Below are 13,702 nucleotides of genomic sequence, written 5' to 3'. Positions count from 1 at the left end.
CGGAAGGGAAAAAATCCCAGCCTTCCGTACTGTATAGCAAGCCATCTTCTAGTTTCTTTTTATGGTTTCTTTGTCCTCCCATTTCTTCCGCTCCACCATGCGGCCCATGAGAAATGCCAGAACGCCCACGCCGATTCCCGTCTGAATACAGAACAAAAGGCTTTCGATCTCCCCTGGAAGCTCCCCATCCAGCATAGTCTCCAGCACAGGAGTAAACCAGGGTTCATAGGCTCCTCCTATTTCCTCCACCATCACGCTGCCCGCATCGTCGGAGCCTCCGAACTCCGCCCCCTTCAAAGCAAAAAGAGGCACAAACACCAGACATACCGTAATTGCCAAAAGAATCAGTATCATCCTTCTATTTTCTCTGCTCATCTTTTATACCCCCTGTTCAAAGCCTGCCAGCTTCATCTCAGATTTCGCATATGTCTCCAGAGTGATCATAACAACCAAGGTAAGGATTCCTTCCACCACAGCCAATGGAAGCTGCGTCGGCGCAAAGACGCCCAGAAACTTCACCGCCGACACTACCGCGCCTCCCTCTGCTGCCGGGTATGCCAAAGCCAGCTGTAGGCTGGTAACGCAGTATGTAAACAAATCTCCAAGACAGGCAGCCAGAAAAATGCTCAGATTTTTATTCACCTTTAGCTTCCTGCACAGGCGGTATAACCCAAAGGACAGAAAAGGTCCTGCGATTGCCATGGAAAAGGTATTCGCCCCCAGAGTGGTCAACCCGCCGTGGGCCAGCAAAAGCGCCTGAAAGATAAGTACAATCAGGCCCAGAATAGCCATGGGAGCCGGTCCGAACAGCACAGCTCCCAGCCCCGTTCCTGTCATATGGGAGCAGCTTCCTGTAACAGAAGGTATCTTTAGAGAGGAAATCACGAAGATAAATGCCCCCGATATTGCCAGAAGAGTGATATTCTTCTTATTCTCCTTTAATTTCTTCTGGATTGACTTAAACCCCCACACCAGAAACGGAAGGGAAATAGCGCCCCAGCCTACACAGTAGGAAGGAGGCAGGTATCCCTCCATAATATGCATTCCATATGCAGCCGGCGTAACAGCGAACAGACAGGCAAACAAAATGGAAAGCTTCAATAATACATGGTTTCTTTTAAACATAGCTTATACTCCTTTTCATTTATTTCTACACTGCCCCATATGGCAGATGTATTTATATTCATCAACCCGGCTTTCTCATAGAAGCTTTAAAAGCTCCTGCGCAGTCCTGGGATATGAGAAGGTTGCCTTAAGGATTCCCTTCTCCTTAAGCCCTTGTCCAAGCTGATATAGAATCGGCTGCTTTAGATGGGCCTCCTTTAGTATTTCCTCTCTGGCAAAAAGCTCCTCCGGACTTCCGTCTCCAATGATGCGCCCCTGGGAAAACACCAGAAGCCGGCTGGCAAAGCGATACGCAAAATCCACATCATGGGTAGACACCATAAGGGTCCTTCCCTCCCTGGAAAGACGGCTCAGCACAACCTCCAGAATCTCCGAATTCACCGGATCCAGAGCAGCGGAAGGCTCGTCGAAGATGAATACCTCCGGTTCCATAGCAATGATATCTGCTATTGTCACCTGCTTTTTTTCCCCTCCGCTTAAGTAATGAGGCGGCCTCTCCCCCAGTCTTTGAATCCCCATATAATCCAAGGCCTGTTCTGTCCTTAATCTGACCTCCTCCATAGGAATCCTTAAATTCACAGGCCCGAATGAAACCTCTCTCCTGACTGTAGAGGCTATAATCTGGCTGTCTGCATCCTGGAACACGATCCCCACCTTTTTTCGCAGTTGTTTTGCCTTGTGACTGCCTATTTTCTGTCCCTCCAGCCAAAGCTCTCCCTCCTGAGGCTTTAAAACGCCATTGAGACAGAGAAAAAAGGTAGATTTGCCCGCTCCATTGGCCCCTAAAACAGCGATTCTCTCACCCTTAGAGATATTGACACTGACCCCATCCAGTACCTTTTCTCCCTCCTCATAGGAGCAGGAAAGCCCTTTTACCTGTAAGACAAACTCTTCTTTCATAACCATCTCCCCTCTGCCACCATCCTGATACCGGCTGCAGCCAATCCATACAAGGCTGCCCACAAAAGCCAGCTCATTTTAAACTCCCTGTTTTCCTCCATAAAAAGCAGCTCTCCCTCATAGCCTCTGGATATCATAGCGTCATAGTAAGCGCCGGACTTCTTAAGAGTAATAACTAGAAGATTTCCCAGAGAAGCCCCAAAGGTCCGGCATGAGGTGAAAAAGTCCCTGTAGCCTAGTCTGGATTCCGCAGCTGTCCTGAGCTGATTCTGACTATCCAAAAGTATAAAAATATACCTGTAAATAAGATACATCAGTTCCGTAATGACGCTTGGCACATGAAGTCTTCTGAAAAGGCCAACCAGCTCCCCCATAGGGGTAGAGAGGGTAAGAAAATAAAGGGCGCTCACTGCTCCAAAGGAGCGAAGCATCACTCGAATCCCAATCCCCGCAGACTCCCTGGTAATCCGCAGAAACCACCCCTGGGCGCCATAGCCGGCATCCAGTATCATGGCAAAGCAGCCCAGGAAAATAAAGACTCCGGGAATCATAAGAAGGCTCAAATATTCCTTCGCTCCTACCTGGTTTTTTCCTATATTCAGCAGAGCCATAGAAAGAATAATAAAGCAGGATACCCCATTATTATCTCCCCAGAGACAAAGAGTCAGCGTCATAGCCGTAAAGAAGCTTTTAAAGCCAGGCGATACATGTAAAAGTTTTGACTTGTAGGCATAATATTCCATAGTATGTACATGCTGATGCTGCTTCATCGATATTCCCCCGATTTATACGTGGCTCATTTTGGTACAATATAGCATCCGCTCCTACGGCCCCCTGCACATGAGCAGCCAGCTTCCGAGCAATAAAAAAGCGTCCATTTAATACTGAAAACGGCATAATCAGTAAAAATGGGCGCAACAATAGCTGCTCTACGGCTCCCAATTCACTAATTATCGCTCGTAATTAATGGATTGCAGGCACAGAAGGCAGGTCTTCTGACTCAGGCTTCACAGGCAAGCCATCCTTCCCACATATCTCTATGCAGTGGAGTATTTGGCTCACCTCAGCCTTTACAGCGGCGGGACCGTATGAGACTTTCACTCATTTCCCTATTATCCCGGCTATCCATAAGACTTGCCGGGCACCATTCCTTGCCATTTAATTTTCTGGGTTATTGTACTACAGAAAGAAGACAGATGCAAGCTGTTTTAGTACAACCCTCATAACAAACGCTGAAGGTTCATAGAAGCTTTGCTCATGCGTTTGTCATGGCGCAGCTCCCTGCTCCAGTTGGGCGTTCAGCTTCTCAAGCTTGTTTGCCGCCTCCTCTGAAAGCACGTCCAGCAGGCTGTTTCGCTTAAGCTGAGGCCGTTCCAGATATGTCTCTCGAAGCATACTTCTCACACGCTCCAAATCTTCCCTCAAATCCATAGCGGAAACAAGCCGGCAGCCCTGGCCCCGTATAATAATCTGCTCCATTCCATCGGAGGTTGCCACGGAAACGTCATATTTGCGGGCATTTTCATGGGCAAACCTTTCAATATACTGATCCGCAGTCTCCGCCTCCTTTGTATAAACTACATGAATGTTATGATAATCTATCCCTTCCGTCACATGCCCCTTAACCCGGTAAGCATCAAAGACCACTATAAGGCTGCACCTTTTGACTGCCTGATAATTGCAGAGCAGATCCAACAGCCGCATTCTGGCTCCCTCCATATTGTCCTCTGCCAGACTCTTCAGATCGTTCCAGGCATAAATTATATTATAGCCGTCCACCAGAAGGTATTGCTCCCTCTTATCCTGCTTCCCTGGCTGGTAAAAGCGGATCTCAGGGGAACTTGCATCTCTTTGGCTGCCGCTCTTTACGGGAATCCCGGATTTACGGCGGGTCTTATTACGGCTGTTGGAAAAATAAGTCCGCTCCAGTATGGCATCAATCTCATCGGTTCCCAGCCATATCTCCTTATCTTCTCCTGCTGAAGAAGGAGAAGATGGCACATTTGCCTTTGGGGGAGATTTCCTTTTTTCCCCAAGGACATTCTCTACATGCATATATTCCTTTACCTGATTCCACGATACCACAAATCCTGCTCCGTGGGCACAGAACACAGACGAGGAGGGATTATCAAGATCCTTTTCAGGATTATATTGGATGGCCGCTATTACCTCGTCAGAGTTGTGACAAGGCTCATAGCCCTTTAAGGTGCAGGTCAGCTTGCCGCAGCCTTTGGTATAGGCCGTTACCTCCCTATGATAATCTTCCATAGCAGACACAGGAGCGCTGCCCAGCAGGAGGGCCATACCTCCTTCTGCTTTCTGGAGGAGGCAGGTTCCGCTGCGCTTTTGAATGTCCATCATAGCCCTCCCTATGGACGTTTCTGGTATCTCCAGGTGAAATTCATACCATGGCTCCAGCAAAACAGACTCCGCCTCCATCAGTCCCTGGCGCAGCGCCCTGTAAGTAGCCTGCCGGAAATCACCGCCCTCCGTATGCTTATTGTGAGCTCTCCCGGCAGCAAGGCTGATACGCATATCCGTGATGGGAGCCCCTGTGAGCACACCCTTGTGGAGCCTCTCCTCCAGATGTGTGAGCACCAGACGCTGCCAGCTCCTATCCAGCATATCCTCACTGCATACCGAGAAAAACTGCAGCCCGCTGCCCCGCTCTCCAGGCTCCAAAATAAGATGAACCTCCGCATAGTGGCGCAGAGGCTCAAAATGGCCTACCCCCTCCACCTTGTCAGCAATGGTTTCTTTATATAAAATATTCCCAGTTCCAAAATCCACTGATATGCCAAACCGTGTCTCTATAAGACTTTTTAATACCTCAATCTGAACCTCTCCCATAAGCTGTATCTGTATTTCCTTTAGATGTTCATCCCAGGCCACATGAAGCTGAGGGTCCTCCTCCTCCAGCTCCCGCAGCTTTGGCAGCATCACCGCCGGATCACAGCCAAATGGCAGCTTCACCTTATGAGTCAGCACAGGCTCCAGAATTGGCTCCATAGAAGCTGCTTCGCCACCCAGTCCCTGTCCGGCAAAGGTCTGGGTAAGACCCGTGACTGCGCATATACAGCCAGGCCCTGCTTCATTTACAGCCTCAAACCTCTGGCCGGAGTAGAGCCGGATTTGGTTTACCTTTTCCCCATTGGGCAGCGTCATCTTTGCCCTTATACTGCCTCCGGTAATCTTCATGTAGGTCAGGCGGTTTCCCTGGCCGTCTCTGGATATCTTATAGATTTTTGCACCAAAATCCTCCGTATAAACAGGCTGGGGGGCGTATCTGACAATGCCATGCAATAGCTCCTCCACACCCTGAAGCTTAAGGCCAGATCCAAAATAACAGGGGAATAGCTTCCGCTCTGCAATCATCTGAGAAATCTGCTCCTGCTCTACGCTTCCCGTATCCAGATACTGCTCCAACGCACGCTCGTCACACATGGCCGCCTGCTCCAAAAATTCCTCCGTTCCCTCCTCTGCAAAGTCCAAACAGCTCTCGTCCAGACAGCTCCTTAGCTCCTTCAAACGTTCTTCCTTGTCTGTACCGGGCTGATCCATCTTGTTTACAAATAGAAATACAGGAATTTTGTACTTTGCAAGCAAACGCCAAAGCGTTAATGTATGCCCCTGTATTCCATCCGCTCCGCTGATAACCAAAATGGCGCAGTCCAGCACCTGAAGAGTCCGTTCCATTTCCGCAGAAAAATCTACATGCCCCGGTGTATCAAGAAGGGTAACAGGCAAATCCTCCCAAATCAGCCTGGCCTGTTTGGAAAATATAGTGATTCCTCTGGCCCGCTCCAGAGCGTAGGTATCTAAAAATGCGTCCTTATTGTCTACTCTCCCCAGCTTACGGATGCTTCCGGCCAGATATAAAAGCGCCTCTGAGAGGGTGGTTTTACCAGCGTCTACATGGGCTAAAATTCCAATTACGATAGGGTTCATGGTTTGTCTCTTTTCTGTTATAGGAAACTCATATCTATTTTGTCCTTCATATTATATCATGAATTACAAGAAAGGTAAATCCGGGCGGAAATGCACTTTTCCACACCTCTCCCACCAATATTGCTTCAGACAGCATTTCTAACTAGAGTAAGATGTTTGAAAACGGAAGCTAAGCAGCACAGGTTAGAAGGAAATATTCTTGATTTTAACCCCCATATAGGCTATGATATACATAACATGAACCAAAGCAGGATTATACAAACCGATACTATACATCCGAAAGGAACTGAATATGAACCCATTCAATTTGTTACAGCTTAAGCCATCCTGGGAACGTTTTAAATTCAATCATCCCAGGCTTCTTCCCTTCCTTAAGGCAGCCACAGCTGAAAGCTTTATAGACCAGGGAACCCTGATTGAAATAAATGTCATCAACAGTACCGGCAGAACCATCTCGTCCAATGTACGTATCAATTCAGATGATATGGAATTTCTCCAATCCTTCAAGAATATACTTAACAGCTAACCCGTTTTTGAATCCTGCCATCTGACAGAATCCAGGGTTCAAACGCGCACCAGAAGATGCCCCAAAAGTCTTGTTAGCCACTTTTGAGACGCTCTCGTCCAAGCTCAGAAGGGAGGCCATGTCTTGGATTTAATCAGCCAGTTTATGGAAAACTACAGAAGAAAATATACATTTTATGAAAATGCCGCCCGGCTGGCAGCCAAGGCGCTGGAATCTGCCCTCCAATCCGCAGGCATTCGCGCCCTGGTGACTTCCAGAGCCAAAGACCCCGGCCGTCTGAAAAGCAAGGCCGTCCACAGAAATGCCGTGCGGGAGACTCCCTATAAAAATATGCGTGAAATCTATGATGACATGTATGATTTGTCAGGGGTAAGAGTATCTCTTTATTTCCCCGGAGACAGAGACAAGGTAGATACACTTATTAATGACCTGTTCAGTCTTCTTGAAAAAAAACAATTTCCAGATGAATCTAAGCCTCCTACCTACAACAAGCGTTTTTCCGGCTACTGGGCTAATCACTACAGAACCCACATGAAGGAGGAGCTTATGACTCCTGCTCAACAAAAGTACGCAGCTGCCCGCATTGAGATACAGGTGGCCTCCGTCCTGATGCACGCCTGGTCGGAGGTGGAGCACGACCTGATTTACAAGCCCCTCCAAGGCAGTCTTTCGGAAGAGGAATTATCCATACTGGATGAACTAAACGGTTTGGTGCTCACTGGAGAAATCGCCCTGGAACGCCTTCAAAGCGCAGGTAATGAGCGTATCAAGAACAAGAACACTACCTTTAGCAGCCAATACGATCTGGCCTCTTACCTGTATAACTATCTGAGCAATCATTTTCGGCAGGAAGATATAGAGCTGAGGATGGGAAATATAGAGCTGCTCTTTAAGCTGATGAGCCGTTTAAAAATCGTAAAGGTAAAGGATATCGAGCCAGTGCTCAAGTCCGTTAAGTTCGAGAAAGATCGCCGCAATATTTCCCAGCAGATCATTGATCAGATTATAACGGGAAGTGAAAAGCGCTATCAGATCTACCAGGAGCTTAAGACTGGAGGAGCTGTCATTGAGCCGGAGCTGTTGAAGGTCATAGGCTGTTTCTTTGACCGCTGGGTACCGCTGGAGAAGCTGCTTAACAAAGCTGCCTTTGGCAGCGCTCCACGATCCTACGGAGCCTTTAATATTAATACCTTAAAGCGTTTGGAAATTCTTGACAAAGATATGGCAGGCAAGGTAGGCTCTTTGAGAAAAATCAGAAATATGCTGATACATGATATAGAAAAGCCGGATGCCGAGGAGCTTTTAAAGCAGACTGAGGAGATAAAAGAGGTGTATCAGGAGCTGTCGCAAAAGCTTGGCAATACCAGTTAGCCGGTATTCACCTTTCCGGCGGATTATCTTACACATACAATATCATGCTCCCGCATGAACCGTTCCACTGTCCTGTCCCACTCTGTTTCCAGAGCTTTGTCCAGTGTAAATACATAGAGGGAGGTGCCTGTAACGCAGTACAGGACTCCCTCCTCGTACCGGATATTAAGATAAAGGCCCTGAATCTGGCTTTCAGTGATACCCAAGCCTGAGTTTTTTACAAACTTCTCTACTGCTCCCGGACTCAGCTGCAGCACAATGCGGAAGCTGCCTGGCAGCTTCTTTCCCTTGATCAAGGCGAAGCATATAGGGCGGAGCATTTTCCAGGAAGAAAACTCCTCAATTTTGCGCTCCTCCAACTCCTCCTCTCCAAAATATCCCTGTCGTATGTGCCCATCTATGGTAAAACAGTTAAAGGTTACAATCTCGATCTCCTTAACTAAAAACTGGTCAAAATCTTCCTTTACAAACAGCTTGGAGGTAAACGTCCTTACATCCTCCGCCCTTAATGCAATCATATCCCTCTCCTGCTCTGTCCTTATGACAATTTCTTAAATATTCCCCGGTGCCAATGTGAATCCACTATGCCAAGTATAAAATAGATGCAGGAAAAAGTCAAACCCACTGGCATACATCGGCCAAGAGTCAAGACCACCCGTGTTGCCCTTTTCCAGCTGGTATCGGAATTTGATCTGTCTTGTCGGCGTAGATGTACCATGAGCCAAGTATATTGGCTCGATGTGAAACAACCACTTTTTTCTGAAAATTGAGAAAATAGTAGGGTCGAAATGTGTGCAGGTTAAAGGCTTTATGCCGCCAAGAGACGGCACAAGCCGAGAAACACCCACCGGCAGAGCCGTTGGGAGAAATATGGTATAGCATAACTTTTCCTGCAGTTCGGAAATTTGTTATGCCTTTGCCTATATCTGCAAATTCCGCTATATAGCAAAATGGGAGGTGCACCATAGCCTATAAAAACACGGAACATCTCCCATTATATGTTTAGGTATTACAAGAGTTCTTCATCCCCCTTATCCCCTCTAGTACGTGCCATTGTAACATGGGCGTTTTGGGATCGTCAAGAGAAATGTTACAAAATTATTACAAAGCTTAGATAATCATATGTAAATCGAATTTACAGTACACATATCTCTCCCGTTTCTGTAAAAACAAAATACTTGCGTTGATTCTCATACATTAAAGTCAAATCCGTTCCAATTGGCATATTAAATATAGGTGCGATTGCCGGCTCAATCTCAAAAAGGGTTCCCCAATCACATACTACCATATTAGAGGCATCTTGTAGATAATCGTCTGTATTTATTTCAGATAAAAACCTCCATCCATTATCGATTGCGTTCGCGCTTTCTTCTCGAAAACACCATTTAATTCTCCCTTTTTTTTCTAAAATATTTTTTGAGACAATTGAGCCTCCCATGTTCATACTTTGTTTCATTTTGTGCACTCCATTATTTGTTTTAGTTTGTCTGTTCCTCTTTCGTTTATAAGCATTCTAATGCTGCATCCCATCTTGTTACAATCATCGTAGTCCTGTATCTTATCAAAACATTCCTCGATAAAATCCAACCCTTCGGTGGAACGTGCCTTAAACACTTCTTGACATAGAGTGAAAAATGCTGAATTACCGTATTTTTTTTCTTTTTCCATCAATGATGTTCCTTTGGCTAATAAAATCCTTGCAATATCTAAAGCTCCATCACAATTAATGTTACAAGCCAAGTAATGAAATTCGTTGCACCCAGCATTTGAAACATTATTTACCTTTGCATTATTTGCTAGCAATTCTTTTGCTATATCAAATTTTCTTGCGATTAGGCTTTTTTCAAGAAGACTTATCCCTTCTTTGTCTGTAATATTAGACACTTCAATAAGATTTTTGCCTTCCATTTGCAGTTTTATGTTTAAATCATGTAGTGTTCCGAATCTAATAATTGTTGCATAATCCGCTTTTTCTATATTCATTGTTTGTCACCTCATTCATACTTATGATTTCTATTAGTGCTAGGTAATTCTGGCCGGTAGTTATCTGGATTTCTGTACCATTGTAAAAACTCATCTTTGGTAATTACATCGTCCATATACAATTGATGCATTTCAGAATACTTCTCTCCTGGTATATGCCCCATATCCCACTGTCCATTTCGTGGTTTCGTAGGATCCCATGTGATTTCTACACCAGAAGGGTCGTATACTTTACCGGTTATCGGATCTTTTGCATTCTCCCAAACCTGTTCTACTTGCCCTTTCCCATAACTTGGTCTACTCGTAGCATATGGTTTCTTTACTCCTGTACCACCCTTACTTCCCCCCTTGGCATTGACACTCAACCCTTATTCTTTTTACGCCTTTTCCATCCCTTCTTTGGAAAAAGCGGACTGTTCTTAGTAGGTTCGACAGTTTAAACTTCCAAATACAATAGCAGAAAAAGAACAAAGGGGGGCTTTGTCTGCTGTTCTTTTCTCCATTATATACGTTCCGACAGCCTCTTTCAAACAGTTTCTTCCCCTGTTTTTCTCTCCGGCTCCCGGTATTCCGTGTGGTTCTTTAACATTCCATATACGATATTTACTAAGCGTCTGGCGATGCAGATTAACGCCTGGGGCTTATTCTTGCCTTCCTCCAGCTTTTTCAGGAAATATTCACGGAATAACGCATTCCTCGGCGTTCCGCTGGGCGCTACCTGCACCATCTGGATTGCAAGAAAATAAAAGATGGCCTGTAATCTCCGGTTTCCCTGTTTTGGGCACACATCCTTCCCTTTTCCTGCTGAGGAAAAATTGATGGGTGCGATTCCGGCGAACTTCGCCAGTTTCTTTGCGTTGGGAAAACGGTCAATGTTTCCTATCTCCGCAAGTATATTTGCTGCTGTGATAATATCGATTCCCGGCATGGTCATAAGGGTACAGCCAAATTCAGGCAGCATGGCTTCGATTGCCGCCTCCACTTCCTCCATCTGTTTCCGGTAATGTTCCAAATCATTTGCCAGACTTCTGGTGATGATGTCTCGGCTTTCCTGACAGTCACGGCAGGTTCCTCCATCTGATTTTACCAGTTCCAGTATCTTTTCTGCTCGCTTGACAGAACAGTTATTATGGCTCACCGGGCGCAGTTCTCCTGCCAGTTTCTCTTCGGTCTTTCCTCTTTCAAACAGCCATACCGCCAGTGTGCGGCCATAGCCGTAAGCGTTCTCCAGACCGTAAACGGCTGTCTTTTCCTCTGTTACAAACCGGCTGACTTTTCTCGTCAGCTTATGAAATTGTGCTGGTTTGTTCTCAAACGTAATCTCTCCCAGCTTGTGGTTCCAGCAGTCCAGCATGACCGCTGTGTGGGTTTCCTTATGCAGGTCAATCCCCACGTAAATGATGTTTTCCTTTCTCAACTACCATCCTTCCTCCACTTCCTGTCTCCATCTCCAGCCACAGATGCCGCCGGCAACCTCAACTGATAAGCGTTATATGCCGATTTACGCGCAAAAGCTACGGCCATCGCAAGGGGGGAAAAGCCTATCCGTCCCTATAACCAAAGGTTTCTACAGGTTATTCCTCTTCCGAGGTGTGTCGTATGTTACCTCTGGTGACAAACAGATTCAAGTCCTTTTTCTGATGGATGTTCCGATTTGTGTAAGGTGCTTTAAAATCTGTCCTCTGGTTTGGTGCATTGTGGTATCGACTTCTGCGGAGCCTTCCGGTATCCTCTGTGGTGCGAGGGAGGTGAACGCAATGAGCGAGAAAGAATGGATAGAATATATCATCTACGAACGGATGGAACTGCATTGGCAGGAACTGTCCCATTCCAAGGCAGACGGCAGGCGGGAAGAATCACAGATGTTAGACCGGATGGAGGCAATCCTGAAACGGCTGACCAAAAAAGAGCGAAAAACCATCAGCCGGTTCTTCGATTTGACCACAGAACGTCATGCAAAAGAAACCGCTTATCTTTACACCTGCGGTGTTAAGGACGGTATTCGTGCCATGAAATTAATCAACAGTCTTTAAAACAGGAACCGTCTTGGAAATCAATTTCTTTTTCCTTGCATATTTCTTAACGTATCTTTACTGACAGCATTTCTCTCAGGGTCGAAAAATTTTCTTCTGGGCGGTTTGGTGGCACCCAGCTTTTTCATTTCCGGTATTCCGCCACCCACGGTGAACAATTCGCCCATAAAAGGAGAATTGTTCCGGGTGACGGAGCCGCAAAATTGTTATGCTGGATACCCCTGTTTTTTGAATACCTTTTTGCGGATTCTCCAAAAACTTTATGCTGGTTTCCTGCATTGTTACAACCAAAAAGCACAATTTTAAGCCATTTCCAGGTTTTCTTCAGAGAAACTACCGGGTACAAACCTATGCAGGTAGAATCCTGCCATCATTTTCAGGCAGACAGACGAATTTATCCGTGAGTTGTTTCCTTCCGCTCGCTCGCCGCAATTCTCTTGCCCCTGTGACGCACCGTGACCACCCGTGTTGCCCTTTTTCAGCTGGTATCGGAAGATGTACCATGAGGCAAGTATATCGGCTCGTTGGCCCGATGTGAAACAACCACTTTTTTCTGAAAATTGAGAAAAATAGTAGGGTCGAAATGTGTGCAGGTTAAAGGGTTTATGCCGCCAGCGGCGGCACAAACCGAAAAAACGCCTAACGGCAAAGCCGTTGGGGAATCTGACATGGCATAACTTTCTCTGCCTCTTTAGAAATTGGTTATGCCTTTACACATTTTTATAGGTTTTATCATATCAGCAAACTATAAAAGCATACAAAAAATCAGCGATACTTCATGACTTTTTAAAATCGTAGAAATATCACTGATAATATGTTTTTATTTGGTTGTGAAAGAAATTTTCTTCCCCCTTATCCCCCATGGTGAGTGCCATTGTAACATGGGCATTGGAGGATCGTCAAGGAAATGTTACAAAATTGTTATTCTCTTTTATTACATATTTTTGTGTATTAACACAAAGATACTTCATATCCGTCTTGCTCTATTATCAACTTTTTCAAAGACATTCCTAACCGCTCTATTAACCCTAATTCGCTTTTTACATAAAAACAACATCTATGTGAACGTGTATCATTGTCTTCTATTTCGATATCCACTTCAATTTTAATATGTCCTGATATATCAGCTGGTAGCAAACACATTGAAAACGCAGGCGTATAATTTCCTTCTTTTTTACCAAATTCCAAATAACAAGTTTCATTATAATTTTCTATAAACTTACAAATTGTTTCTGCTATCTCCTCTAATTTTTTATCCTGAATATAACAACTTTGATAAGCTGAAACAAATTCAGAATTAGCAGATATTTTTAATTCAATAAGACTATCATCTTGCCAAATTTTCTCGAAAATAATATTATCCATCTTTTTTATCCTTTCTATTTGAATTTGAAATCATCAAAAGCACCTGTAATTTCATTGTACACATAATGTATTGTAGTTTTTGTTCCATCTGCATTCTGTACCACTGATTGCATCTTAACCCAACCTTCTGATGCTGGCCATCTAGGGTCGGTCATTTCTAGTGGCACTTTAGTTGCACTTTCTAATGGATTAGATTGTACTTGATTCATTGCCATCTGCTCATTTAATGTATTAGGAACCGTTCTTCCTGTATTTCCTCTTCCTTCTACCGCTACAGGCTTTCCTATACCTTGTGCTCCTGAGCCACCCTCTACAGCCCCACTTCCCCCCTTGGCATAGACACTCAACCCTTATGCTTTTTGCGCCTTTTCCATCCCTTCTTTGGAAAAAGCGGACTGTCCTTAAGGATCTGGCAGTTCTAAATCTTTAAATACTAAAGCAGAAAAAGAAC

General features: G+C 45.2%; 14 protein-coding genes, 1 pseudogene and 1 riboswitch. Of the genes and pseudogenes, 3 read left to right on the top strand and 12 right to left on the bottom strand.

The genetic code is table 11. The annotated features are described in order from the left end of the window. Positions 1 to 48: 48 nt before the first annotated feature. The 5 genes from FYJ39_RS19200 to FYJ39_RS19180 all read right to left on the bottom strand — a co-directional run bounded on the left by FYJ39_RS19200 (position 49) and on the right by FYJ39_RS19180 (position 5,973). On the bottom strand, positions 49 to 354 hold the full coding sequence (locus FYJ39_RS19200; protein ID WP_407923866.1) for an energy-coupling factor ABC transporter substrate-binding protein: 306 nt from the start codon (positions 352 to 354) through the stop codon (positions 49 to 51). Positions 355 to 378: 24 nt separating this feature from the next. Then, positions 379 to 1,125 carry an energy-coupling factor ABC transporter permease gene (locus FYJ39_RS19195; protein WP_154473947.1) on the bottom strand — a complete coding sequence of 249 codons (747 nt, stop codon included), beginning with the start codon at positions 1,123 to 1,125 and terminating at the stop codon, positions 379 to 381. A gap of 75 nt (positions 1,126 to 1,200) precedes the next feature. After that, positions 1,201 to 2,025, bottom strand: a complete 825-nt coding sequence (locus FYJ39_RS19190; RefSeq protein ID WP_154473946.1) for an energy-coupling factor ABC transporter ATP-binding protein — start codon at positions 2,023 to 2,025, stop codon at positions 1,201 to 1,203. Beyond that, positions 2,022 to 2,795 (bottom strand): cobalt ECF transporter T component CbiQ, encoded by a 774-nt coding sequence (gene cbiQ, locus FYJ39_RS19185; RefSeq protein WP_154473945.1) that lies wholly within the window; start codon positions 2,793 to 2,795, stop codon positions 2,022 to 2,024. The genes FYJ39_RS19190 and cbiQ overlap by 4 nt, the downstream gene beginning before the upstream one ends. A gap of 199 nt (positions 2,796 to 2,994) precedes the next feature. Then, positions 2,995 to 3,189, bottom strand: a riboswitch (cobalamin riboswitch). Positions 3,190 to 3,291: 102 nt separating this feature from the next. Beyond that, positions 3,292 to 5,973, bottom strand: coding sequence for a translation factor GTPase family protein (locus FYJ39_RS19180; RefSeq protein WP_154473944.1), 2,682 nt, complete (start codon positions 5,971 to 5,973; stop codon positions 3,292 to 3,294). A 292-nt stretch (positions 5,974 to 6,265) separates the two neighbouring features. On the opposite strand from FYJ39_RS19180, the gene FYJ39_RS19175 reads away from it, so the two are divergent. Together FYJ39_RS19175 and FYJ39_RS19170 are read left to right on the top strand one after the other, a co-directional pair. Further along, positions 6,266 to 6,499, top strand: coding sequence for a hypothetical protein (locus tag FYJ39_RS19175; protein ID WP_154473943.1), 234 nt, complete (start codon positions 6,266 to 6,268; stop codon positions 6,497 to 6,499). Positions 6,500 to 6,622: 123 nt separating this feature from the next. Continuing rightward, a complete protein-coding gene (locus FYJ39_RS19170; protein WP_154473942.1) occupies positions 6,623 to 7,870 on the top strand; it encodes a RelA/SpoT domain-containing protein in 1,248 nt (415 codons plus the stop codon). 23 nt (positions 7,871 to 7,893) lie between these two features. Here FYJ39_RS19170 and FYJ39_RS19165 read toward each other — a convergent pair whose 3' ends face one another. The 5 genes and pseudogenes from FYJ39_RS19165 to FYJ39_RS21630 all read right to left on the bottom strand — a co-directional run. After that, positions 7,894 to 8,388 (bottom strand): DUF5721 family protein, encoded by a 495-nt coding sequence (locus tag FYJ39_RS19165; RefSeq protein WP_154473941.1) that lies wholly within the window; start codon positions 8,386 to 8,388, stop codon positions 7,894 to 7,896. Positions 8,389 to 9,005: 617 nt separating this feature from the next. Beyond that, complete coding sequence (locus tag FYJ39_RS19160) at positions 9,006 to 9,326, bottom strand: immunity protein Imm33 domain-containing protein (RefSeq protein ID WP_154473940.1); 321 nt, start codon at positions 9,324 to 9,326, stop codon at positions 9,006 to 9,008. After that, the gene (locus FYJ39_RS19155; RefSeq protein ID WP_154473939.1) at positions 9,323 to 9,853 is read right to left on the bottom strand and encodes an ankyrin repeat domain-containing protein; all 531 of its coding nucleotides are present in this window, start codon (positions 9,851 to 9,853) and stop codon (positions 9,323 to 9,325) included. The genes FYJ39_RS19160 and FYJ39_RS19155 overlap by 4 nt, the downstream gene beginning before the upstream one ends. A gap of 11 nt (positions 9,854 to 9,864) precedes the next feature. Continuing rightward, positions 9,865 to 10,218, bottom strand: coding sequence for an HNH/ENDO VII family nuclease (locus FYJ39_RS19150; RefSeq protein ID WP_154473938.1), 354 nt, complete (start codon positions 10,216 to 10,218; stop codon positions 9,865 to 9,867). A gap of 161 nt (positions 10,219 to 10,379) precedes the next feature. Further along, a pseudogene (locus FYJ39_RS21630) lies at positions 10,380 to 10,793 on the bottom strand (transposase); the annotation flags it as partial. Positions 10,794 to 11,610: 817 nt separating this feature from the next. Between FYJ39_RS21630 and FYJ39_RS19140 the strand changes: the two are divergent. Next, positions 11,611 to 11,886 (top strand): hypothetical protein, encoded by a 276-nt coding sequence (locus tag FYJ39_RS19140; protein WP_154473937.1) that lies wholly within the window; start codon positions 11,611 to 11,613, stop codon positions 11,884 to 11,886. 951 nt (positions 11,887 to 12,837) lie between these two features. On the opposite strand, the gene FYJ39_RS19135 is transcribed toward FYJ39_RS19140, so the two are convergent. Further along, positions 12,838 to 13,251 (bottom strand): hypothetical protein, encoded by a 414-nt coding sequence (locus FYJ39_RS19135; protein WP_154473936.1) that lies wholly within the window; start codon positions 13,249 to 13,251, stop codon positions 12,838 to 12,840. A gap of 14 nt (positions 13,252 to 13,265) precedes the next feature. Then, positions 13,266 to 13,598: a hypothetical protein gene (locus FYJ39_RS21090; protein ID WP_235919897.1), complete on the bottom strand. Its 333-nt coding sequence runs from the start codon at positions 13,596 to 13,598 to the stop codon at positions 13,266 to 13,268. Positions 13,599 to 13,702 lie beyond the last annotated feature (104 nt).

Source organism: Clostridium porci (assembly GCF_009696375.1).
Classification (GTDB): domain Bacteria; phylum Bacillota; class Clostridia; order Lachnospirales; family Lachnospiraceae; genus Enterocloster; species Enterocloster porci.
This window is presented reverse-complemented; position numbering and strand designations above follow the sequence as displayed.